This window comes from Bombella saccharophila (assembly GCF_026385475.1).
In the GTDB taxonomy this organism is placed as follows: Bacteria; Pseudomonadota; Alphaproteobacteria; order Acetobacterales; family Acetobacteraceae; genus Bombella; species Bombella saccharophila.
The window spans coordinates 220612-242396 of the sequence record NZ_JANIDW010000002.1; the positions used below are offsets into that span (position 1 = coordinate 220612).

Consider the following 21785-nt stretch of genomic DNA (forward strand, 5'->3'; position numbering starts at 1 on the left):
CACCCTTATGGTAGGCTGACATTGAGGGTATTCATATCGTCTTCGACATAATAAAAACCCTTATTATCTGGTGTCATAGCAAGGCCAAAGAGGTCGCCATTACCGGGTGGTTGCTGGGCTTGGTCATTATCTACCCATTGGGCGTAAAGCTGTTTTTTCGCCACCGGGTCAATCTCTACCACTTGCCCATTACGGCCATTGGCAACAAGCAAATGATGGCCGGGGACCCAAATCATCGCTAAAGGCCAGTTGAGCAATTTGCCTTTGGTGATAATGCGCCCAACAGCATCATTTTGGCGTGTTACAGGCTCGGTGCGGGTGAGGGCGTTATCAATAGCGGTGACTTCCTCATCATAGCCATCGGTGACGTATAATGTGCCATCAGTATCTAGGGCTAAGCCTGTGGGGCCAAAGAGGAAGTTATCGCGGTCCGCACGCCCAGCAAAACCACTGGCAATGACGGTTTGTTGGGCGATAACAGGGGGCTTGCCTGCGGGGATGTCGAGGTTAAAGCGTACCACTGTCGCATTATGTAAGATGGGGGGATAATGGGTGACAGGGTCGCTCACATAAGGGCTGGGCAAGCCCGCTGCGGCCATGGAGATAAAAAGCACTGCCTTATCGCCATTATCGACGCTGGCAATATTGCCCCATGGGCCAGTGATGAGCGGGCCTTTCCATGCCGTGGTAAAGGTGCCGTTTGCATCAAAGACGAGCAAGCAACCATCGCCCTTTGTGCCGGTTGTGCCATCTTTGCTGGGGGTGCTGCCGACAATCACCCAGCCGGATTTGAGCACTGTGAGAGCCGTAGTAAAGCCTATACCACCGGGGCAGGCGGCGAGATGAGCGGGCGCGCTGGCAAAGAGGCGTACGCTTTTCGTTACGGGAGAGTAAGCAACAATGGTTGTGCCTGTACCTTGTAGATTATTGACGTTGTTAAAATTAGTAACAAGTACCTCATCTTTCTTCAGGCTTCCCATATCTTGGGGGACAACATAAATTGCATAAGGGTTGAGGTCGCCATTACCGGGGCTAGTGGAAGCGAGCATGGCATGGCGGTGGATGGTCTCTAAAAACCCTTTTGGGGCAGCCTGAGCCTGCGTGGAGGAGAGCTGCCAGCCTAGCAAGAAGCCGAGAGTAAGGAGGGTAAAAGGGCGAGAGGAGAGCGGTTTAATGCGCATGATGTCTATCCTTACAGAGCAATGATGGCGCGTAGCCCAAGGACGGCAATATCTTTAATGCGCCGTGTGGGATGGAGTGGGTTGGGGATGCCCCCAGAGGGGTTAAAGAGATATTGGAAGTCCGGCTGAAGTTGGAGCCAGCCTGTCATCTGGCATTGATACATCAGCTCCATATAGGTCTCGCCGGTTTGGGTAGGGTTATAGGTGCCAGAATAGTTCCGCACGGCGCGATCATATTTTGCCAGGGCGTGGCTAACATGGGTGTAGCCCATCCCGAGGCCTAACGTATCATCTTGGCGGTAGGGGAGAGGGTCTTTTAAGGTGAAGCCAAAATTCATGCTGAAATCAATCGGCACGCGGTGTGATTGCGGCGTTCCCATAACGCGGGCAAACATATTGAAGGTGCGGTTAGGGTCGAAGTGACTATGCCAGAGCATTTGGTCAACCACGGCATAGAGGCTAAAGGCCCCTCTATGCCTGCGTGGGGTTCCATTACTATCGGGGGAGGCGAGGGATGTGCCACTTGTATCCCAATATTGGTCGGCAAAAGGCTCGGAATTATACCAGCCTCCGATGCGATAAACGCGGGAGAGGGCGTCAGCATCATCGGGGGAGACCATAGCCCCAAGGCCCGGATAGACATATTGGAACTCCATAATCGCCATCACCCCACGGTCGAGCGTAAAGCTTGTGCCAGAGCGATTATGTTGTTGGGGGTCGCCTGTACGGTTATGGACGGGGCTGCCGCTAAACACGCCTCCTTGAATATAAAGCGGCGTGGCAGCCCAATAGCGTGCGCGTACCCCAAGGCTGGAGAGCGGATAGGCCGGGCCACCGCCGGGGAGGTCGGCAGAGGGGAGCATCGGCCAGCCGAACATCGTATTGGCAAAGACGAGGGCGTTATTGCTGACCATCCATTCTTGGTCCAAGCTTTGTTGGCCAATTTTAATATCAAGAGTCTGTTGGTCGAGGAATTTTTGGTCAAACCACATTTCCCATAAGCGGGTGGAGCGGTCGGCCTCAATCCCGCTGACAGTTTGATACACACCAAGATTATCAGCACTTAAACTACGGCCATGGATTTGTTCCATACTGATTTGGAAGGTCCCGCCATACCAGCCAAAAGCGCGTTGTGTGTTCATTTGCAGGACGGCCGTTGTCAGCCCATCATAAGCAGGGCCTTTATGAAACCCACCAGAGACATTGGCAAAAAGCTCCGATGTTTCTTGGATAGCAAGGACAAGCCCGGCCTTGCCCATCTCTGTGCGTAAGCCCCACATATTGCCAAGAAGGTTGGCATCGCGCTTCCAGTTGGAGAGGAAGCCAAATACACCATCTGATGATTCATCACCCGCAGCGGCCGCATTGCCGATATTGACCATCGGCGCACGGGCATAAGCTATATGTCCAGCTAAGAGGAGGGCACTCGCCCCTGCGAGACTCATTGCTTTTAGGAAACGTTTTAGGGGTGATTGTCTATCCAGCAGAGCGGTGTGAGGAGGGGTCATGATGATGTCCAACTCATGGGTAATATTTATTACAGATATAAAAAAGCTTTTCTAAAAGTCAACGATTCTAATAATCATTCGCAACAAAATAGTAACGCTATCTTCTGTCACTCCATTTTGACGTAGGATGGGGCATTATGGAGTATATTTGTTTTTATAACGTAATGTTTGCGCGCAGCCCAAAGACGGCGATATTTTTAATACGCCGTGTGGGATGGAGCGGATTAGGGATGCCCCCAGAGGGGTTGAAGATATATTGAAAATCCGGCTGGAGTTGGAGCCAACCTGTCATTTGGCCAAGATACATTAGCTCCATAAAGGTTTCGCTGCCTTGAGCAGGGCTATAGCGATTTGTATGTGTTTGTACAGCGCGGTCATATTGGGCAAGGCTATGGCTTGTATGGGTGTAGCCCATGCCAAGGCCCAGCACATCATAAGGATGAGCGGGGAGAGGGGCTTTGAGGGTGAGGCCAGCATTCATGCTGAAATCAATCGGCACACGGTCTGATTGTGGGGTGCCCATTACACGGGCAAAGAGAGCCAGAGCGCGGCTTAAATTGTGATGGCTGTGCCAGAGTGTTTGGTCCATCACAGCATAGAGGCTAAAGGCCCCACGATGGAGGCGTGCCCTACCGGTACTTTGGGGGGAGCTTAGGGCGATGCCATGTTCATCCCCATATTGGTCAGCAAAGGGCTCGGAATCATACCAACCGCCTAGACGATAGACATAGGGCAGGGTTGTGGCTTCCTCAGGTGAGGCGATATGTTTTAGCTCGCCACGCGCATATTGGAGTTCTGCAATAGCAAATATACCGCGATTGAGGACAAAGCTTGTGCCGGAGCGGTTGCTCTTTTGGGCATCGCCAGTGCGGGCATAAGCGGGGCTACCACTAAAGATGCCTGCTTGGATGTAGAGTGGCTTTACGACATGATACCGGGCACGTCCCCCAAGGCTGGCAAGAGGAGAGGCTGGGCCACCACCGGGGAGGTCGGCTGAAGGGAGCATCGGCCAGCCGAACATCGTATTGGCAAAGAGCAGCGCATTATTGCTGATCATCCATTCTTGGTCCAAGCTTTGCTGCCCAATTTTGATGTCGAGCGTGTGATGGGGGAGGAATTTTTGGTCAAACCATAACTCCCATAAACGGGTGGAGCGGTCGGCCTCAATCCCGCTGATAGTTTGATACACACCAAGATTATCCGCACTGAGATTACGGCCGTGTATTTGTTCCATACTGACTTGGAATGTCCCGCCCGACCATCCAAAAGCGCGTTGTGTGTTGAGTTGAAGGACGGCTGTTGTCATGCCGTCATAAGCTGCCCCGCGACGGAACCCACCAGAGATATTGCCAAAAAGTTCTGATGTTTCTTGAACGGCTAGAACAAGGCCGATTTTGGCCATTTGGGTCCGCAGCCCCCCCATTGCGCCGAGGAGGGTGAGGTGATTGCTCCAACTCGGGAAAGGGGAGAGCAGGCTATAAAGGCTGCCTAAAGGCGGTGTATCGAAGATGTTGTGGGAAAGGTTATCAAAGATGGCCGTGGAGGAGTCCTCCCCCGCTGCAGTGGCATTGCCGAGATTCACCAATGGCGCACGCGCATAAGCGGGAAGGACAATAAGAGGCAGGGCTAACCCTGTTATAGCGATGCGGGGAAGATGGCGCTTTAATAAAGATAATATGTTGGATAGGGAGGCAAGAGAGGGCATGCAAGCCTCCAAATGAAAAGGGAAGGCTGCATCACTATAGGAGTAACGTTAAAGGTTAGAAAATTGTTTTTTGAATGAAACTGAGCCGCTTTATTTTCAATTATACTGAAAATGGCGTCCCGTACGGGATTCGAACCCGTGTTGCCGCCGTGAAAGGGCGGTGTCCTAGGCCTCTAGACGAACGGGACTAAAGGCGTGAGGGGTTAATAGGCAGGATGGGGCGTGGCGTCAAGCCAGTGCGGCGTCAAAAATGAAAAAAGTAAGATTTTCCCGCTCTTGCCAACGCTCTAGCCGTAAGTGCCCAGCAATATGGAGGAGGGGACGGCTCTTATCCTCTAAGAGGGGGGTAAAACGCTTTTCCCCAGCGCGAAAGAGCAACCCCTTAAGGCGGCTATAGCCATCGCTGCCTTGGAGGATCACCCGTAATGTATTGCCATCTTGACCGATGCGATCAGCTTTAACACAGCGGATATCGCGGATGGCTAATAATGGCTCCTCATTTCCCGGTCCAAAAGGGGCGAGTTGAGCGATATGTTGGGCAAGGGTAGGTGTAGCCCCTTGAATATTCACCACGCCATCCAAGAGCAAATCATCTTGCGGGGGGAGAGTGCGGGCCTCACTGAGCATATCGTCTAGGAAGGCGTGAAAAGCGGGGCATTGTTCCTCAGTAAGGGAGAAGCCAGCCGCCATAGCATGCCCCCCACCGGTTAAGAGCAACCCGGATTGTTGGGCCTGAATAATGGCTGCCCCCATATCCAACCCTGTGACGGAGCGGGCAGAGCCTTTCACTATCCCTTCCTGCAAGGCTCCGACAAGGGCAGGGCGGTTAAAGCGTTCTTTCAACCGGCCTGCGACAATGCCCACCACACCGGGATGCCAATCCGCCCCGTGGAGGAAGATAACCGCATGGCCAGCCTCGAGCTGCGTTTGGGCTTGCTCTATAGCTGCATCAAGAATATGGCTCTCAACGGTTTGTCTTTTGCGGTTGATCTCATCTAGGGCTTCGGCAATGGGGCGAGCATCGTTCTCAGTCGGGCTGAGGAGGAGCTGCAAACCTTGCCCAGCTTTACTAATACGTCCCCCAGCATTAATGCGCGGGCCTAGGGCAAAGCCGCAGCTCATTGCGGTGGCATCGGCCTTTACCCCGGCAATATCAGCCAGTGCGGCTAAGCCGGGGCGTTGACGGCGATTCATGATTTTGAGGCCTTGGGCAACAAGAGCGCGATTAAGCCCCTGTAAGGGCATCACATCACAAATGGTTGCTAAAGCTGTGAGGTCTAGCAGAGCCATAAGGTCAAGCTCTGGATGGTGGTTGAACCACCCTTGCTGGCGGAGTGTGCGTTGGAGGGCTATGATGGTGAGGAACGCAACAGATGTGGCACAAAGCTGCCCAAGGCCGGATTCACAATCAAGACGATTCGGGTTGACGACCAACCCTTTTGGTAGGCGCATACCATCGGGCTTGTGATGGTCTAGTACGATGCGGTCTGCCCTGCCCTCAAAATGGTCGAGTGTTTCAACCGCGGCGGTACCGCAATCCACACATACGAGCAGTGTCGCCCCTTGTTGGAGGAGCCCTTCTAAAGCGGGGATGTTGGGGCCATAGCCTTCGGCAATGCGGTCAGGGATGTGGGTAAAAACCCGGCAGCCCAAAGCAGTGAGTGTGGAGCAGAGCAGGGCCGTCCCACAAGCTCCATCAACATCATAATCCCCTAAGATGCCGATTGTCTCATGGTGTGTCACGGCTGCTGCCAAACGGGCTGCTGTGGCGTCCATATTTTTGAGGCAAGAAGGGTTTGGCAGCGCATCGCGCAAACGGGGTTGGAGGTAAGATTCCACCGTCTCCACCGTGATGCCACGCCCTGCCAGGATGCGTGCTGTAAGCTCGGACATATCCAGCTTCTGGGCAAGGGCGAGGGCCAGCCTGTTATCTGCTTGGGCAAGGAGGGGATGCCGCCATACCCAGCGGCGTAGCCCTGCACTGCATTGTATATTTAAAACAAGGTCCGGCGTAGTGGGGGGAGTGGTGGTAGAAGGCGAGGTGGCACGCATGAAAGGGGTAAAAGGTCCTTAAGCGAGATGAGGGTCGAAATGGTGATAAGCATCCATATAGCGGATTGTGCCACTCTCTGAGCGCATCATGACGGAATGGGTGCGGATATAATGCGGGTTGGGATATTCCACCCCTTTTAGCAAATCACCAGAGGTCACCCCTGTAGCGCAGAAAAAGACAGGACCGGCCGCCATATCGGCCAAGGTAAGGGCCTGTGTAGGGTCGAGGTCAGCGCGAATCATGCTGTGTGTGCGTGTAATTTGGGCCTCGTTTTCAAAAAGGAGGCGGCCTTGCATCTGGCCATTCAGGCACCGTATTGCCGCGGCGGCTAATACACCTTCCGGTGCGCCACCGCTGCCTGCATAAATATCGACCCCGCTATTGGGCAAGCATGTGGCGATGACGGCGGCTACATCACCATCACTGATGAGCCGGACACGCGCTCCGGCTTCGCGTGCTTTGGCCACAAGCTCATTATGGCGTTCCCGCTCTAGCGCACAGAGGGTGAGGTCGCTGACATCGCAGTGTTTGGCGCGTGCTAGATTAGCGAGATTTTGGCCTATAGAGGCATCAATCTCTATCACGCCGTCCGGCAGGCCGGGGCCTACAGCGAGCTTTTGCATATAAATATCTGGCGCGTGGAGGAAGCAGCCTTTTTGGGCGAGGGCTACAACAGTGATGGCATTGGGCAGGCTACGGGCGCAGAGATTGGTTCCCTCCAGCGGGTCCACAGCAATATCCATCTCTGGGCCGCCGTGGCCTACTTTTTCGCCAATATAGAGCATGGGGGCTTCATCCATTTCCCCCTCACCAATGGTCACTGTACCGCTGATGGCAACAGTGTCAAAGGCTGTACGCATTGCTGCAACAGCGGCCGCATCCGCAGCGTTTTTATCGCCACGGCCTGTCCAACGGGCAGAGGCAATGGCAGCGGCCTCGGTCACACGGGCGAGGTCAAGGCCCAGATTCCGCCCCGTTACACGGTACGCATGAGGTGTGATGCTGGAGGGCTGGGAACTCATGGTAAATCCTCCAGCTTGAGGGCGAGTGGTGTGCCGTTGATAAAGGCGACTTCCTCTAAAATGGGGAGGAGGCGGTTAATCTCGGCCAAGCTTGTGGTGCCGGTGAGGAAGATAAGCTGGGCAGCATCACCCTCCATATGGTGATGGCCGCTCTCTATCGGGAGGGCCTCATTTTCTAAAATAGTGCGGACCTCACGCAGGGCCGTAGTAGCATCTGGTACCGCATCTGATGGGGTTTTGAGCGTGATGCGGAGATAGAACCGGCTGGGCAAGCCTTCAATCGGCTCGCACGCGATGGGGGCTTGCTCTGCCATACGGCCCCAGAGAGGGAGGGCATGACCACGGGCGAGGTCGATAATATCGGCCATGACCGCATTTGCTGTAGGGCCTTCCCCTGCCCCTTGGCCGGAGATGGTAATCGGCCCGCTGAAAGGCCCTTCCGTTGTGAGGGCATTATACACGCCATTAACCTGCGCGAGGCCCGATTGTGCGGGGATGAGGCAGGGTTGCACCCATGCTTCTACGCGGTCATCGGCAAGACGGCGGGCAACACCGAGCATTTTGATGGCATAACCCAGCTTACGAGCTTGATGAATATCGCTTGTTGTGATGCGGCGCATCCCGCTGACGGCAAGACTATCAAAGAGAATCGGGCGGAAGGCAATGGCCGTGAGGATGCTTAGCTTATGGGCGGCATCCCAGCCATCAATATCAGCGGAGGGGTCAGCCTCGGCATAGCCTTTCTCTTGGGCTTCCTTCAATACATCATCAAAAGCGCGGCCTGTTTCTGCCATCTCGGTGAGGATGAAGTTGCTTGTCCCATTGAGGATGCCGCCTAAGCGTGTGAGGGCATCTGGGGCGACCCCTTCGCGCACCATTTTGATAGCGGGGATGCCCCCTGCCACGGCTGCTTCAAACAAAAGTGGGGCGTCATGTTTATGGCTGAGACGCGCGAGCGTTTGGGCATGACGAGCTACAAGGGCCTTATTAGCTGTGACGACAGCTTTGCCCGCCTTCAAGGCGGCTTCCACCAAAGCACGGGCCGCGCCGTCTGCCCCGCCCATAAGCTCTACTACCACATCAATATCAGGGGCGGCAGCAAGGGCGATGGGGTTGTCGTACCATTGCAGGGCGGAGAGGTCGATCCCCCGATCGCGTGTGCGATTGCGGGCACTGACGGCAATAACCTCAATCTGACGGCCTGTACGGCTTTGGAGCAAAGCCATATGAGTGCGCAATAGGCGAATAACGCCCGTCCCCACTGTCCCAAGGCCTGCAATACCTAACCGAAGCGGCGGAAGGGCGGGAGATGATACAGTGTTGTGATGGGCAGTCGTCATGAGCGCTGGCTTTCGTCTGATGGTACAAGCCCCGAGAGGGGGAGTGAGTTATGATTTAACGGCGTTATGGTGGTTCATAAAGGCTTTAATAGAGCGTGTGGCCTGGCGGAGGCGTTGGTTATTTTCCACCAGCCCGATACGGACGAACCCATCTCCATGTTCACCAAAGCCTAACCCTGGGGCAACGGCGACTTTTGCTTCCTTCAATAAGAGTTTGGAGAAAGCCACACTGCCCATATGAGCAAAGTGAGGCGGAATGGGTGCCCATGCGAACATCGACCCCTCCGGTGTGGGGACATCCCACCCCGCAGCATGGAGGCCGCGGATAAGAACATCGCGCCTATCTTTATAAAGCAGGCGCATATCTTCCACATAATCTTGCGGGCCATTAAGAGCGGCCGTGGCAGCAACCTGCACAGGGGTAAAAGCCCCATAATCAAGGTAGGATTTAATGCGTGTGAGGGCCTGAATTAAACGCGGGTTGCCCGCTGCAAAGCCAATGCGCCAACCCGCCATGGAGTAGGTCTTGGACATGGAGGTGAACTCCACAGCGATGTCCTTTGCACCCTCAATAGAGAGGATGGAAGGAGGAGGCTCATCACCAAAATAGATTTCCGAATAGGCGAGGTCGGAGAGGACCCAGATATTCTCCTTCCGCGCGAAGGCGACGATCTCTTTATAAAACTCCTTAGAGGCGAGATAGGCTGTCGGATTGGAGGGGAAATTGATGATGAGGGCCGTTGGCTTGGGGACGGAGTGACGAACAGCCCGGTGGAGCGCACGCAGCATCGTCTCATCAGGTGAGGCAGGGACAGAGCGGACAGAGGCCCCAGCAATGATGAAGCCGAATTGATGGATAGGATAAGAAGGGTTAGGCACCAAGATGGTATCGCCGGGGCTAGTGATGGCTGAGGCGAGGTTCGCTAAGCCTTCTTTAGAGCCGATGGTGGCGATAATCTCCGTCTCTGGGTCCAACTTCACACCAAAGCGGCGGTCATAATAAGCGGCTTGGGCTTTACGTAACCCGGGGATGCCACGGCTGACAGAATAACCATGTACACGCGGGTTACGCAGTGTCTCGGTTAATTTATCAATAACATGCTGCGGGGGTGGGCTATCTGGGTTGCCCATGCCGAGATCCACAATATCCTCCCCGGCGGCGCGTGCGGCGGCTTTGGCTTTGTTGACTTCAGCAAAGACATAAGGCGGCAGGCGGCGGATTTTGTGGAATTCTTCAGTCATGACACTCAATCAATCAACAGGCGGGGCAATAGGGCAGGGCCTAAAACCTCAAAAAACGAACGCCCCATGTTTCATGAGGGCGGGGCGTTCGACAAGGGTTTTTCGCGCAGATGAGGCGATTTTTATTTCACAGGAGTGCGATGACAGCCCGTTAGCGTTGGGCTGTTTGGGTGGGTTTGATGTTTAGCTCGTAAGAGACGCGCACCCCATCGCCGATAGGCTCACCAGTAAGACGCATATCGCTTGCTGAAACACCCATGAGGGTTAATTGCTGCGCGACTGCCCGGGCGCGTAGGAGGGCGAGGGCAATCTCATTGGCTTGCTCTGTAGGAGAGAGGCCCGCTTGTGCAGTAAGGGTGGTGCCGAAGCCACGGATGACAAGCCGATGATGGCGGCGATGGGCGATAATCTCGTTAAAACGATCAGTCTGATTTTCTACCATCCGGTCTGTACCAGATTGAAAACGGATGAGCGTCCCTGTTGGGGTGGTGGTATCAAAATTAGGGATGAGAGAGCGGGCCGTATCTGGCAGCGTGAAGCCGGGGAAAAGTACCGGTTTAGGAGGGTGCCCGGGGTCTGGCAGATAAGTAGGCATTTTGTGGGAGATGGGTTGATAGATGAGCGTTGAGCCAGAGCTAGAGATTCGTGCAGGAGGAGGCGCGGGTGTGTCCTCCAATGCGGGAGGCTGGCTTGAGCTGTTTAAGGTTGTTGCCCCGCCATGTTGAGTGCGTGGGGGAAGGGGATTGACCATACCAATTGGCAATGCACCCCCTGATGCGCCGACATGTTGGGTGAGATTACGGTCTTGCTCTAGCCGAGTCGTAATCATGGCGCGGTTTTCTGGGCTGGGGAATTCGGGAATGGTGGTGGGGGTAAAGGCGATGTTAGGGGCAGGTGTATTATAACCTGGTGTAAGGGGGTGCAGTTTTTTAATCTCGCCGCCCATGAGGTCATGCGAGAGGTCGCGCGTTATTTCCACCGGGCCGCGATGTTGGCAAGCTGTAAGGGGTAATATTACAACCAACAGGCATGCTGCCCTATCGCTTTTTATGGAGGCGATGTGGGATAGGGCGTTGTAAGTAAGGCGGGAGAGGTGATCAAAAAAGCTGCGTGTCATAATCCGGGCGTAAGATGGGGGCAAAGGGACAGGGCCCAAAAAGAAAGCCCCAAAGGAATTTATGGGGGCAGAATATGTATCTCTGCTGTTTGACGCAATTCCTTATCTGCATAGGAAAGGGAGAAAAAGAGTCCTAATTTTATCTTAGGAAATAATGAAAAAGCGACCCAGAAGTGCGTTTTTATGACTTGGCAGAGAGACAAAGCGGGAGCAGGATAGCACGCATGATGACATATGACGAACGCGATACACATACCGTAGCCCATCGGCTTGCTCGTACTTCTGTTTCAGAGAGGGTGCCCTCTCATATGGCGGAGCAGAAGGATAGATCGGAGGAGGAGAAAAAGGCCGCTCCCGCCCCGGAGGTAGAACGCCATCTCTTTGAGCAGCGCAAAGTGCTGATCTTTGGGGAGGTGAATGACCGCATGGCCCGCGAGATTACCGGCCGCCTTCTCGCTCTTGCTGGAGAGTCGGATAAGCCGATTGAGGTTTACGTGAACTCTCCTGGTGGCCATGTAGAGAGTGGCGATACCATCCATGACATGATTCGCTTTGTGGATTCTATTGCCCCTGTGACGATGATCGGCACAGGCTGGGTGGCCTCGGCTGGGGCATTGATCTTTGCTGCGGGGCAAGCAGCGCGGCGTGTATGTCTTCCCAATACCCGGTTCCTTTTGCATCAGCCGATGGGCGGTGTGCGGGGGCCGGCGACCGATATTGATATCGAGGCCCGCGAGATCATTAAAATGCGTGAACGCCTCAACCGGCTTTTCGCGCGGGAAACAGGGCAGCCTTACGAGAAAGTGGCCCGTGATACGGACCGCAATTATTGGATGTCGGCGAAGGAGGCGGTTGAATACGGGCTTGTTGACCGCATCATTTCGTCCGCGGCTGATCTTAAGAAGGTCTGATGCCCAGTTAAAGAAAGGAGCCTATCGATGAGTGACGTGAAGAATTCAGCTGGTAAAAGCTCTTTGGCGGATATTTACTCCCATCTGCCAGATAGCCCGTCTGAAAAAACGTTGGAGCAGGTGGATTACGATGCCCGCCATTGGAGCAGCCCCATTAAGGGACCGCTGAAGCCGGGTACACCGGAGCATAAAAAGGCAATGGCTGATATGTTCCGTGAGACGTTTAACCCGTACAAGCCTTCCGTCATTCCTTGGCCAAAGTTGGACCCAGAGACGATGCAGCGCATCACTTCCTTGCCTATCTGGGATATTGCGGTGCAGACAGAGGGTAAGGCGCGCCTGCGTATGGCTGCCTATGCCGAGATGCTGGATGACCCGGATGTGAAAGATGCTATCGCGCGTAATGCGTGGGAGGAGAATCGCCATAAAGAGGTGCTGGCCCGCATGGTCGAGCATTACGGCATCCCGCTGGCCCCGGAAGAGCCATATATCGAGCCACGCGATACGGAATGGGCTTATCTGGTAACGGGTTTCTCTGAATGTTGGGATAGCTTCTTTGCATTTGGGCTGTTCTCTCTTGCTGAGAAGGCAGGCCTCTTCCCGATGGAGCTGATTGAGACGTTTGAGCCAGTGATGCAGGAAGAATGTCGCCATATTCTGCTCTTTGCAAACTGGCTGGCTTATCATCGTGCGGTTATGCCGCTTTGGCGTCGCCCATGGTTTGAGATGCGCGTTATTGGTGTTCTGTTCTTCCTACTTTATGAGCGTCTGAGCCTGGTGCGTAGCTTTGATGATAATGGCGTGGAGCATACGCAGGATAACAACTTCACCGTTACAGGTGCAAAGAGCATGACGGACAAGCAGGTCGATTTTGTCGAGCTGATGGAGTTGTGCCTCCGTGAGAATGAGCGTCGCTTTGCTGGGTATGATTCCCGTCTCGTACGGCCTCAGATGGCACCATTTGCTGCGCGTTTAGCTTTAGGTGGTGTAAAGCTGTGGCGGCGTTTTACGGGCCAGGATAATACAGCACGGCATGCGGCCTAAAAAACAAGGGAGCTCAGCCTAAGGGTGGAGCTAAGTTTTGTCCCGTCTCGTTTAAAACGAGGCGGGATTTTTTTATGTCGTTATTTTTTAGGTAATCATTTTCATAGCAAGATAATAAAAGGTTGCTCAGTAGGATATGAGCTGAATTACTAGGGCCAAGGATAGTATGGTTTCTATATCAGGATATGCGGAATTTGTTATACCGCCAGATAGGAAGGTGATTGTCCCTTCAGCAGCGATTGAATGGAACGAGGTCGTTACGCAGACACGTGGAGTGGAAACAGCGACGCGTCATTCTGGTCGGTTTGCGATTGAAGGCGCAGGGGAAGCTTCTTTAGAGGTTTATGAATATTCAAAAGGCGTTTTTAGTTATCGTAATGTCAATCTGCCTGATGGATGTGAATGTGTGAGTATGTTTAATATCGAGGCATAATAATAAAGGAGGTGTGGTCCTATGAAGATACCCTCCATAGGACCAAAGGATTTTAGCTTTTACGTTTTGAGGGGGCGTTATCCAGGGGGAGTTCTTCCCCTGTAAGGTCGGTGTCGTCCTCTTGTTCTCCCGTCATCATATCATCAGCGATGAGGCCAGCACTCTGGCGGACGCGTTTTTCAATCTCATCGGCCATTTCAGGATGTTCGCGTAGATATTGCTTGGCATTTTCCCGCCCTTGGCCAATGCGCGTGCTATCGTATGAGAACCACGCGCCGGATTTCTCCACCACATTTGCTTTAACGCCGAGGTCCAGCAATTCACCCATTTTGCTGACCCCCTCACCATACATGATGTCAAACTCGACCTGACGGAAGGGCGGGGCCATTTTGTTCTTCACTACCTTAACGCGTGTCTGGTTCCCCACCACCTCGTCTTTATCTTTGACCGAGCCGATACGGCGGATATCCAGCCGAACAGAGGCATAGAATTTCAGCGCATTACCGCCTGTTGTGGTCTCTGGGTTGCCGAACATTACCCCAATCTTCATACGGATTTGGTTGAGGAAGATGATGGTGGTGTTAGAGCGGGAGACAGAGCCGGTAAGTTTGCGTAAAGCTTGGCTCATAAGGCGGGCATGGAGGCCGACATGGCTATCGCCCATTTCGCCTTCCAATTCAGCCTTGGGGACGAGAGCGGCCACAGAGTCCACTACCAGAATATCAATCGCCCCAGAGCGGACGAGTGTGTCGGCAATCTCTAAAGCTTGCTCACCTGCATCAGGTTGGCTGAGGAGGAGGTTATCAATATCCACACCCAGCTTGCGGGCATAGATGGGGTCAAGCGCGTGCTCGGCGTCAATAAAGGCAGCGGTGCCGCCCTTTTTCTGCGCTTCAGCAACGGCATGGAGGGCTAAGGTTGTTTTACCAGAGCTTTCAGGCCCGTAAATCTCGATGATGCGCCCTCGTGGCAGCCCCCCAATCCCAAGGCCAATATCTAAGCCGAGCGAACCGGTGGAGATAACATCCACCTGTTCCTTGGGGCGTTGGCCCAACCGCATGATGGAGCCTTTACCAAAGGAGCGTTCAATTTGGCTGAGAGCGCCGTCTAAGGCTTTGCTTTTTTCGGCGTTTTTATCTGCTGACATGAAGAAACCTCGTTATGATGCGTTGTCGCGTAGGAAGAGATGGGATTAGTGATGTGGTAGGGTCTGCGCGCTCAGGCCTTTACCATTGGCAGCGGCGTGACCTGTGCAATTTGTGCCTGTGCAGGTAATGCTATTAAGCACGCCAGAGCCGCTTGTAGTGGTCGCAGCCATGTGGTTTTGGGTGATGTTGCGTAGCCCATCAGCCACGGCTTGGGCAGCGTCATTTTGACCAGAAGCCGCAAGGATAGCCTGCATGTGGGTACGCGACGAACTGATAAAGGCGGCACTGAGGAGCGGGGCGGGGTAGTAGCGTGGTGCCCCACCGAGGACAACGCCTGTGCTGCCAGCTAGTCGCCCCGTACCGAAGAGGTTATTTTCCGTCAGGACACAACCGACGCTTAGACCCTTGCCGTCGCGCACCACAAAGGAGGTTGAGGCAGGGAGCGGGGGTAAGCCTGTGGCATCACTCTGGCCAGAGGTAATAAAGCTTTGTGCGTCCCGAAGGCTGTTGTGCGAGCCAGAATGCCGCCAGGCATTAACGACATTTTCTGCTGGTAGACCACGGCTGAAGGCCGCCGCACTGCCGATCCCACCATCAGCAGGGGGGGCTAGGAAATTGAGACTATATTGCCCATCAGAGAGAGAGAGGGCTTTGGTCCATCCGGGTATGGCGTGGCGAAGGTCATCACGCGTGAGGGCCGCTCCCGCTTGGTTCGCTTGTGAGACAAATACGTCAGAGAGCGCACCTGTATAGAGGTCACCAACCCCTACAAGTTTGAGGCGGGAGAGGAAGGAGGTCAGGCGTGGTTGGGTGAGCTGATCTCCCTCGCTCACAGCCGTGCCGGTGGCATCTTTGCTTAAAAGAGCGCGCATGCCTTCATTGGAAAAGAGCGGTGCTTTGACAGTCGCAATATCGTCTGAAAGGAGACGGCTGACAGTAATGCCCTGTTGGCCAAGGGTAATGGCGGGGTCGATTGTCTCGCCAAATTGAACAGAGCCATAACGTAGATGCAGGAGGAACAACCCGCGTGCGACCATCGGGACGGAGGCCGGGCGATCGCCTGTTGGGCCACTGCCATTAACAGGGACAAAGGTGATGCTCTCGGCCGCTTTGCCAGGGCGGACGACAAGGCAGGCCCCACCCCCGCCAAGAGAGGCGCGTGAGGGCAGCGTGACGGAGAGCGCAAAGGCTGTGGCTGTTGCAGCATCGGCGGCATTACCCCCTCGGGCGAGGACATCCCGCCCAATTAGCGCGGCTTGGGGTTCATCAGCGACAACAATACCGCTATTAGGTGCGTTTGTTGGGCCAAAGAGATGATGTTTAAGGCTCTTACCGCTGGAGCATGCACTAAGTGTACCACCTAAAAGGCTGACAGAGGCCAGTAAGGCACAATGGCGGACCCACCGGCGGGTTGGTCTTTTAGACAGGCAGGAGGATGAGGGTGTCTGGCTGTCATGCTGTGGCACGGTGGCGGCTCTCCAGTATTTTGCGGTCACGTTTAAGTTAGGTGGTCATTCAGACTGTGGAAAGCTATGGTGAGCTTCCAGAAAAGCTATCATAGCGTTAAAGCGGTCGGCAGGGAAAGAGCAAGCTCTTTTCATGGGAATTGTGATGGTTGGACCGTTTTGTGTAAAAGGAGCGGCCTGAGGGCCATATTATTGAAGGTATTGGAAGGCATGAGCATGAAGAATTATGTAGCAGCATGTGCATTAGCGTTATGTATTGGCCTACCTGTAGGGGGAGGGGCTTTTTTGCAGCAAGCCCATGCGGCCGGAACAGATGTTTTTAACCCCCAACAACGTGCTGCTATTATAGAGATTGTCCGTAATGCCTTAAAGACGGACCCGACTATCCTCTCTGATGCGATTCAGTCTATCCGTCAACAAGCGACAGCGCAGCAGGATGCCCAAGCAAAAGCGGCTGTACGGGCGAATTGGGCGGCTCTTTCCACCGCGCCTTCTTATGCGGTGCGGGGTAATCCACAAGGGCAAGTTACGGTTGTAGAGTTCCTCGACCCTCGTTGTGGTTATTGCCGTAAGGCGGCCCCGCTGGTGGATCAATTCCTTACAAAACATCCTGATGTGCGCTTGGTGGAAAAGGTCATCCCTGTATTGGGTGAAGCCAGTATTTTGGAAGCACGGGCGATTTATGCGGCGGCTTTTCAAGGGCAATATGATGCGATGCGCCGCCGTTTAATGGAGGACAATGCTAAGCCAAGCATGGAGCGTATTCGTGATATTGCGAAGGGTTTAAAGCTGGACCTAACACGGTTTGAAAAAGATATGGCAAGCCCGGCTGTTATGGGCCTGCTCGCTACGAATTTACATCAAGCGCAAATGGTTGGTGTGCAAGGGACGCCGACCTTCCTATTTGGCCAAGCTGCAATTGCCCCCGGTGCGTTGGATATGGCGCAAATGGAGCAGTTCTTGACCCTTGCGCAGAAGGGTTAGGCGTGCCGATGCCTTGTATGTAAGGTGGTGCGGATAGATGAAACCTACCCTTGTTGAACAGATTGCGGCTTATGGTCCGTCTGACCTCACATCGCCGGGACGGTGTCCTCTCATTATGGGGATTGTGAATGTCACGCCGGATTCATTCTCCGATGGGGGGCAGTTTTTCACCCCGGAGGCGGCACTCCAGCAAGCGCGTCTATTACGCGCCCAAGGGGCTGATGTTTTGGACCTTGGGGCGGAATCTACAAGGCCGGGTTTTACCCCTGTGGAGGCGGATGAGGAATGGATACGTCTAGCCTCTGTCATTCCTCCTTTAGTGGATGAGGGGGCGGTATTGTCTATCGATACCACTAAAGCCTCTGTTGCACGCCGGGCGTTAAAAGCTGGGGCGCAGATGATTAATGATGTGTGGGGGTTGCAGGCGGACCCGGCTATGGCCTCTGTCGTGGCGGAAGGCGGGGCGGTTGTTGCAGTGATGCATAACCGACAAGAGGTTACCCCGCAGTTGGATTTATGGGATGAGTGGCAACGTTTTTTTGACCACTCCCTTACGTTGGCTGAGCAAGCGGGTATTGCGCGGGAGAAGATTATGCTGGACCCCGGCATTGGCTTTGGCAAAACAGTAGAGCAAAATCTATGGGCAATACGGCATATGCGCGCATTAGGGGCGTATTATGAGCGGCCTATTCTGCTCGGTGTGTCGCGTAAGTCGCTTTTTGGGAAGTTGCTTGGCCGAGAGGTGGAGGCCCGCTTGCCTGCAACATTGGCCACTCATCTTTATGGGGCCGCAGAGGGGGCTTGTATGGTGCGTGTGCATGATGTTCAAGCGCACAAAGATGCCCTTACAATGGCGGCATTATTGGCTGGGCGCGATGAGGGGGCGGCTTGTGCTATGGTGGGAGAGACAGCGTGATTACTGCTCCTTTATCGCATGTGCGTGTGCATGATCTTTGCCTTTTTGGCCCTCATGGTGTGCATGGGGAGGAGCAACGCCTCGGCCAGCGTTTTTATATCTCAATAGATGTGCAGGCGGACCTTTCTGCTGCGACAAGTGCGGATGATTACGAAAAGGCCGTCTGTTATGGCCAGCTATGCCAGATTGCTGAGGCAGTGTTCCATGATACGACCTATCATTTGATAGAGACATTAGCCGCGCAGATTGGTCATGCTGTGTTGGCGGCTCATGCTGTGGTGGAGCAGGTTTCTGTAACGGTGCGTAAACCGTCTGCCCCTGTACCGCATCCGGTGGAAGATGTCTCTGTGACGGTGGCGCAGCAGCGAGCGCATGAAGTGGGTTTTTCTTTAGGGGCGAATTTGGGGGAGCGCGAGGCGGTGTTACGCGCCGCGGTGGAATCGCTCGGCCATTATGAGGGGATGGAGATAGAGGCTGTTTCCTCCTTTTATGATAGTGCCCCGTGGGGGGTGGAGGACCAACCGCCTTTTGTAAATATCGCAGCCCTAGGGCGTACGACCCTGCCCCCGCAGACGGTATTGCGCTTATGCAAAGAGATTGAGCAGCGTTTAGGCCGCATGCCGGGGCGTCGCTGGGGTGAGCGTGCTGTGGATATTGACCTTCTTTTCTATGGGGAGCGTGTTATCGAGCATCCTGCGCTGAGCGTGCCGCACCCTCATCTGTTTGAGCGCGCTTTTGTGTTAGAACCGCTTGTGGAAATCGCACCAAAGCTTGAGATTGCTGGACGTTCCATCGCGGAGGCGTTAGCAGGGATGGAGCGTATAGCCGGGGATGTAACACGGCGATAATGGGGCTATGTGGTGATGGGGAGTGTTGAATGGCGCGTAAGACGATAAAGGCAGTAACAGAGGCAAAACCCACGCCAGAGGGCGCAGCCGGGGCTATCATTCAGCCAGAGGACGCGTTGGAGCGCATTGCCGGTGGCGTGCGGGAGCTTCTGCTCGCTATAGGGGAGGACCCTAGCCGTGAGGGGCTACGCGATACGCCAGAGCGTGTAGCCAAGATGTATCTGGAGATTTTCTCCGGCCTGTATGAGGACCCGCGCGACCATCTCAAAAAGCAATTCAGTGCGGATCATCATAGTGGGATGGTGTTGGTGAAGGATATTCGCTTCCATTCTACATGCGAGCATCATCTCTTGCCGGTTATCGGGCGGGCGCATGTGGCGTATCTGCCAGAGGGCGGGCGTTTGACGGGCCTAAGCAAGTTAGCCCGTGTTGTGGAGGGCTATGCACGCCGCCCTCAATTACAAGAACGACTAACGGACCAGATTGTCCAAGCCCTTGTGGAGATATTGGAGCCTAAAGCCGTGCTGGTCATGATAGAGGCAGAGCATATGTGCATGAGCCTCCGTGGTGTGCGTAGCCCCGGTGCTACGACCGTCACGACAGGGTCTTACGGTTTATGGGCTGAAGATGCCCAAGCGCGGCAGGAAGTCATGGGGTTGATGCGCGATTGACGTGGTTGTGCGTGCGGGTTTAATCGCGCGTACTGTCATCAGCCCGGTGCCACCAGCATTGCTCTGCGGGGCGGTCCACTAATGGGAGATAGGGGGTCGGCTCGCCATGCAGGCGCACCGTGTTGGTGGGTGTTTCTTTAATCTCTAAACTTGCAGGGGCAAGTAGCCCGCCTTGGGCGGTGAGGAAGGCTTGTAGTTTGCTCATCAGCAGGGCAGCGAGCAGCTCCGTTGTTGGGTCACCCGGTGTAACGACGATTCGCTCTAGGCGTTGGGGTTCATGTGTTGTGAACCATTGTAAGAGCGGGTCGGATGCGGAAAGCTGAAAGCTATGGTCCATCCGCTCATCAATAAAGCGATGCCAACGGCCTTTGGCCTCTGCAAAGGGCAGCATCATATTATGGTGCCCATCAAGCCTCTGACCCTGCGGGGCGTTAGGGCCGGGGATGAGCGTGACGGTGACATATTCATTATGCCCATGTGGGATGGCACAACGCTCGCTACAGCCAGAGATAAGCCGATGCCCCATGCAGAAACGCCGGGTAAAAACGAGTTCTGTGCGGGTGATGTCGCTCATAACCCCTCCTGATAGTGCCGCCACCCTTCAGCACGCAAGGCGCAGGCGGGGCAATCCCCACAGCCAAAGCCCCATGGATGCTCATGGGAGCGTTCCCCTTTATAGCAAGAATGGCTCTCATGGCGGATGATGTCCACAAGGCTATCCCCGCCAAGCTCGTGGCAGAGTTGCCATGTCTGCGCTTTATTGATCCACATAAGCGGTGTGTGGAGGACAAAGCGTTGCTCCATGCCGAGATTAAGGGCGACTTGCAGGGCTTTGATGGTATCATCGCGGCAATCAGGATAGCCGGAATAATCCGTCTCACACACGCCGGTGACAATATGGCGGAGGCTACGGCGAAAGGCTAAGGCTGCCGCAAAGGTGAGGAAGATGAGATTGCGCCCCGGCACAAAGGTGTTGGGTAGGCCATTCTCCCCCATGCTGATTTCAGCATCACGGGTGAGGGCTGTGTCGGAGAGGGCCCCAAGGCTGGCGAGGTCAATCATATGGTCCTCCCCCAGCTTTTTTGCCCAAAGAGGGTTCTGTTCTGTTAGGCCGTGGCGAAGGGTATTGCGGCATTCCAGCTCGATGGCGTGGCGTTGGCCATAGGCAAAGCCGACCGTCTCGACATGCTCAAAATGCTGCAACGCCCATGCGAGGCATGTTGCAGAATCCTGCCCGCCGGAGAACAGGACAAGCGCACGGCGATTCTGCGCGGCTTGATGGCTGGCGGAAAGGGGAGCATTGGGCATAATTAGGCAATCCCGATGAGTTTATGAGTTTGCAGGCTAAGACGCCATTGCGGATGCGCTTGGCAATACTGCACAGCGTGCCTTGTGTTAGCGATGCGCTCTGGCCCATCCATAGGTTGGAGCCAGAAATGTTGGAAGGCTAGCCCCGCGAATTGCTCTGGTGTGAGGCTTGGTTGGGGATAGACGAGTTTAAGCTCATGACCATGGGTTTGTACGAGCGACTGGCCCGGTTTGGGGCTAACGCATATCCAATCAAGCCCCGCAGGGGCGGGGAGTGTTCCATTAGTTTCTACTGCGAGGGTAAAGCCGCGGGCCTTTGTGGCTTTGATGAGGGCATCATCAAGCTGAAGCAAAGGCTCCCCCCCTGTAAAGACGACATAGCGATGTGCTGCGTCATCTGTATGGGCGCGCCAGCATGATTCTAGGGCCTCTGCAAGGGAATCGGCATGTGCAAAACGGCCTCCACCGGGGCCATTCGTGCCGATAAAATCCGTATCGCAGAAGTTGCATTGGGCTTTATGGCGGTCCTCCTCCCGGCCAGACCAGAGGTTACAGCCTGCAAACCGGCAGAAGATAGCCGCACGGCCCGCATGGGCTCCCTCGCCTTGCAATGTAGCGAATAATTCCTTGATGATATAAGCCATGGGCAGAGATGTCGGGCAGCAGCGCGCTGGATGCAAGCGATTTCTCATCGCATGGGGTAAGTTTTTTATTTTTGAGAGGGGGGATGATACAAAAACGCCACCCTTTGAATAAAGAGTGGCGCGAGTGACGGGGCTCGAACCCGCGACCTCCGGCGTGACAGGCCGGCGCTCTAACCAACTGAGCTACACCCGCAGTCTCAACGACCCTACAAAAAGGTCTGTCCCGTGGGATGGCGTCTGTTTA

20 protein-coding genes and 2 tRNA genes are annotated in these 21785 nt (G+C 54.6%); 7 read left to right on the plus strand and 15 right to left on the minus strand.

The genetic code is table 11. The features are described 5' to 3' along the window. Positions 1-5: 5 nt before the first annotated feature. From NQF64_RS05275 to NQF64_RS05315, 9 genes are all read right to left on the minus strand, one after another. A complete protein-coding gene (locus NQF64_RS05275) occupies positions 6-1181 on the minus strand; it encodes an NHL repeat-containing protein (RefSeq protein ID WP_230880564.1) in 1176 nt (391 codons plus the stop codon). Between the two features lie 11 nt (positions 1182-1192). Continuing rightward, on the minus strand, positions 1193-2689 hold the full coding sequence (locus NQF64_RS05280; protein WP_266106722.1) for a carbohydrate porin: 1497 nt from the start codon (positions 2687-2689) through the stop codon (positions 1193-1195). Between the two features lie 154 nt (positions 2690-2843). After that, positions 2844-4394, minus strand: coding sequence for a carbohydrate porin (locus NQF64_RS05285; RefSeq protein WP_266106723.1), 1551 nt, complete (start codon positions 4392-4394; stop codon positions 2844-2846). Between the two features lie 112 nt (positions 4395-4506). Continuing rightward, positions 4507-4582: transfer RNA gene (locus tag NQF64_RS05290), tRNA-Glu, on the minus strand. Between the two features lie 40 nt (positions 4583-4622). Next, complete coding sequence (gene recJ, locus NQF64_RS05295) at positions 4623-6446, minus strand: single-stranded-DNA-specific exonuclease RecJ (RefSeq protein ID WP_266106724.1); 1824 nt, start codon at positions 6444-6446, stop codon at positions 4623-4625. Positions 6447-6464: 18 nt separating this feature from the next. Next, a complete protein-coding gene (gene glpX / locus NQF64_RS05300; RefSeq protein WP_266106725.1) occupies positions 6465-7469 on the minus strand; it encodes a class II fructose-bisphosphatase in 1005 nt (334 codons plus the stop codon). After that, positions 7466-8809 (minus strand): homoserine dehydrogenase, encoded by a 1344-nt coding sequence (locus NQF64_RS05305; RefSeq protein ID WP_266106726.1) that lies wholly within the window; start codon positions 8807-8809, stop codon positions 7466-7468. Before NQF64_RS05305 ends, glpX begins: the two co-directional genes overlap by 4 nt. A 48-nt stretch (positions 8810-8857) precedes the next feature. Then, positions 8858-10051, minus strand: coding sequence for an LL-diaminopimelate aminotransferase (locus NQF64_RS05310; RefSeq protein ID WP_266106727.1), 1194 nt, complete (start codon positions 10049-10051; stop codon positions 8858-8860). Positions 10052-10202: 151 nt separating this feature from the next. Continuing rightward, positions 10203-11168: an OmpA family protein gene (locus NQF64_RS05315; protein ID WP_266106728.1), complete on the minus strand. Its 966-nt coding sequence runs from the start codon at positions 11166-11168 to the stop codon at positions 10203-10205. 308 nt (positions 11169-11476) lie between these two features. Between NQF64_RS05315 and NQF64_RS05320 the strand changes: the two genes are divergently transcribed. The 3 genes from NQF64_RS05320 to NQF64_RS05330 all read left to right on the plus strand — a co-directional run bounded on the left by NQF64_RS05320 (position 11477) and on the right by NQF64_RS05330 (position 13556). Further along, on the plus strand, positions 11477-12079 hold the full coding sequence (locus NQF64_RS05320) for an ATP-dependent Clp protease proteolytic subunit (RefSeq protein WP_266106826.1): 603 nt from the start codon (positions 11477-11479) through the stop codon (positions 12077-12079). A 27-nt stretch (positions 12080-12106) separates the two neighbouring features. Continuing rightward, entirely contained in the window at positions 12107-13123 is a 1017-nt protein-coding gene (locus tag NQF64_RS05325) for a ferritin-like domain-containing protein (RefSeq protein ID WP_099026493.1), read from the plus strand. Positions 13124-13289: 166 nt separating this feature from the next. After that, positions 13290-13556 (plus strand): hypothetical protein, encoded by a 267-nt coding sequence (locus NQF64_RS05330; RefSeq protein WP_143813617.1) that lies wholly within the window; start codon positions 13290-13292, stop codon positions 13554-13556. 52 nt (positions 13557-13608) lie between these two features. Here NQF64_RS05330 and recA read toward each other — a convergent pair whose 3' ends face one another. Both recA and NQF64_RS05340 read right to left on the minus strand, forming a co-directional pair. Beyond that, a complete protein-coding gene (recA, locus tag NQF64_RS05335) occupies positions 13609-14703 on the minus strand; it encodes a recombinase RecA (protein ID WP_099026491.1) in 1095 nt (364 codons plus the stop codon). Between the two features lie 45 nt (positions 14704-14748). After that, on the minus strand, positions 14749-16170 hold the full coding sequence (locus NQF64_RS05340) for a gamma-glutamyltransferase (RefSeq protein ID WP_266106729.1): 1422 nt from the start codon (positions 16168-16170) through the stop codon (positions 14749-14751). A gap of 210 nt (positions 16171-16380) precedes the next feature. Here NQF64_RS05340 and NQF64_RS05345 point away from each other — a divergent pair, with 210 nt between their 5' ends. Genes NQF64_RS05345 through folE form a run of 4 tightly spaced genes read left to right on the plus strand, consistent with a single transcriptional unit; the run spans position 16381 to position 19589 of the window. After that, positions 16381-17154 (plus strand): DsbA family protein, encoded by a 774-nt coding sequence (locus tag NQF64_RS05345; protein WP_257875100.1) that lies wholly within the window; start codon positions 16381-16383, stop codon positions 17152-17154. A 37-nt stretch (positions 17155-17191) separates the two neighbouring features. Next, positions 17192-18070: a dihydropteroate synthase gene (folP, locus tag NQF64_RS05350; RefSeq protein WP_099026490.1), complete on the plus strand. Its 879-nt coding sequence runs from the start codon at positions 17192-17194 to the stop codon at positions 18068-18070. After that, the gene (gene folK / locus NQF64_RS05355) at positions 18067-18918 is read left to right on the plus strand and encodes a 2-amino-4-hydroxy-6-hydroxymethyldihydropteridine diphosphokinase (protein WP_266106730.1); all 852 of its coding nucleotides are present in this window, start codon (positions 18067-18069) and stop codon (positions 18916-18918) included. Before folP ends, folK begins: the two co-directional genes overlap by 4 nt. 29 nt (positions 18919-18947) lie before the next feature. Then, positions 18948-19589 carry a GTP cyclohydrolase I FolE gene (gene folE, locus NQF64_RS05360; RefSeq protein WP_266106731.1) on the plus strand — a complete coding sequence of 214 codons (642 nt, stop codon included), beginning with the start codon at positions 18948-18950 and terminating at the stop codon, positions 19587-19589. Positions 19590-19608: 19 nt separating this feature from the next. Here folE and NQF64_RS05365 read toward each other — a convergent pair whose 3' ends face one another. From NQF64_RS05365 to NQF64_RS05380, 4 genes are all read right to left on the minus strand, one after another. Further along, on the minus strand, positions 19609-20163 hold the full coding sequence (locus tag NQF64_RS05365) for a 6-pyruvoyl trahydropterin synthase family protein (RefSeq protein WP_266106732.1): 555 nt from the start codon (positions 20161-20163) through the stop codon (positions 19609-19611). Then, positions 20160-20897, minus strand: coding sequence for a 7-cyano-7-deazaguanine synthase QueC (gene queC, locus NQF64_RS05370; RefSeq protein WP_099026486.1), 738 nt, complete (start codon positions 20895-20897; stop codon positions 20160-20162). The genes NQF64_RS05365 and queC overlap by 4 nt, the downstream gene beginning before the upstream one ends. Positions 20898-20899: 2 nt before the next feature. Then, the gene (gene queE, locus NQF64_RS05375; RefSeq protein WP_266106733.1) at positions 20900-21541 is read right to left on the minus strand and encodes a 7-carboxy-7-deazaguanine synthase; all 642 of its coding nucleotides are present in this window, start codon (positions 21539-21541) and stop codon (positions 20900-20902) included. Positions 21542-21657: 116 nt separating this feature from the next. Beyond that, positions 21658-21734 (minus strand) — tRNA-Asp (locus NQF64_RS05380). Positions 21735-21785 lie beyond the last annotated feature (51 nt).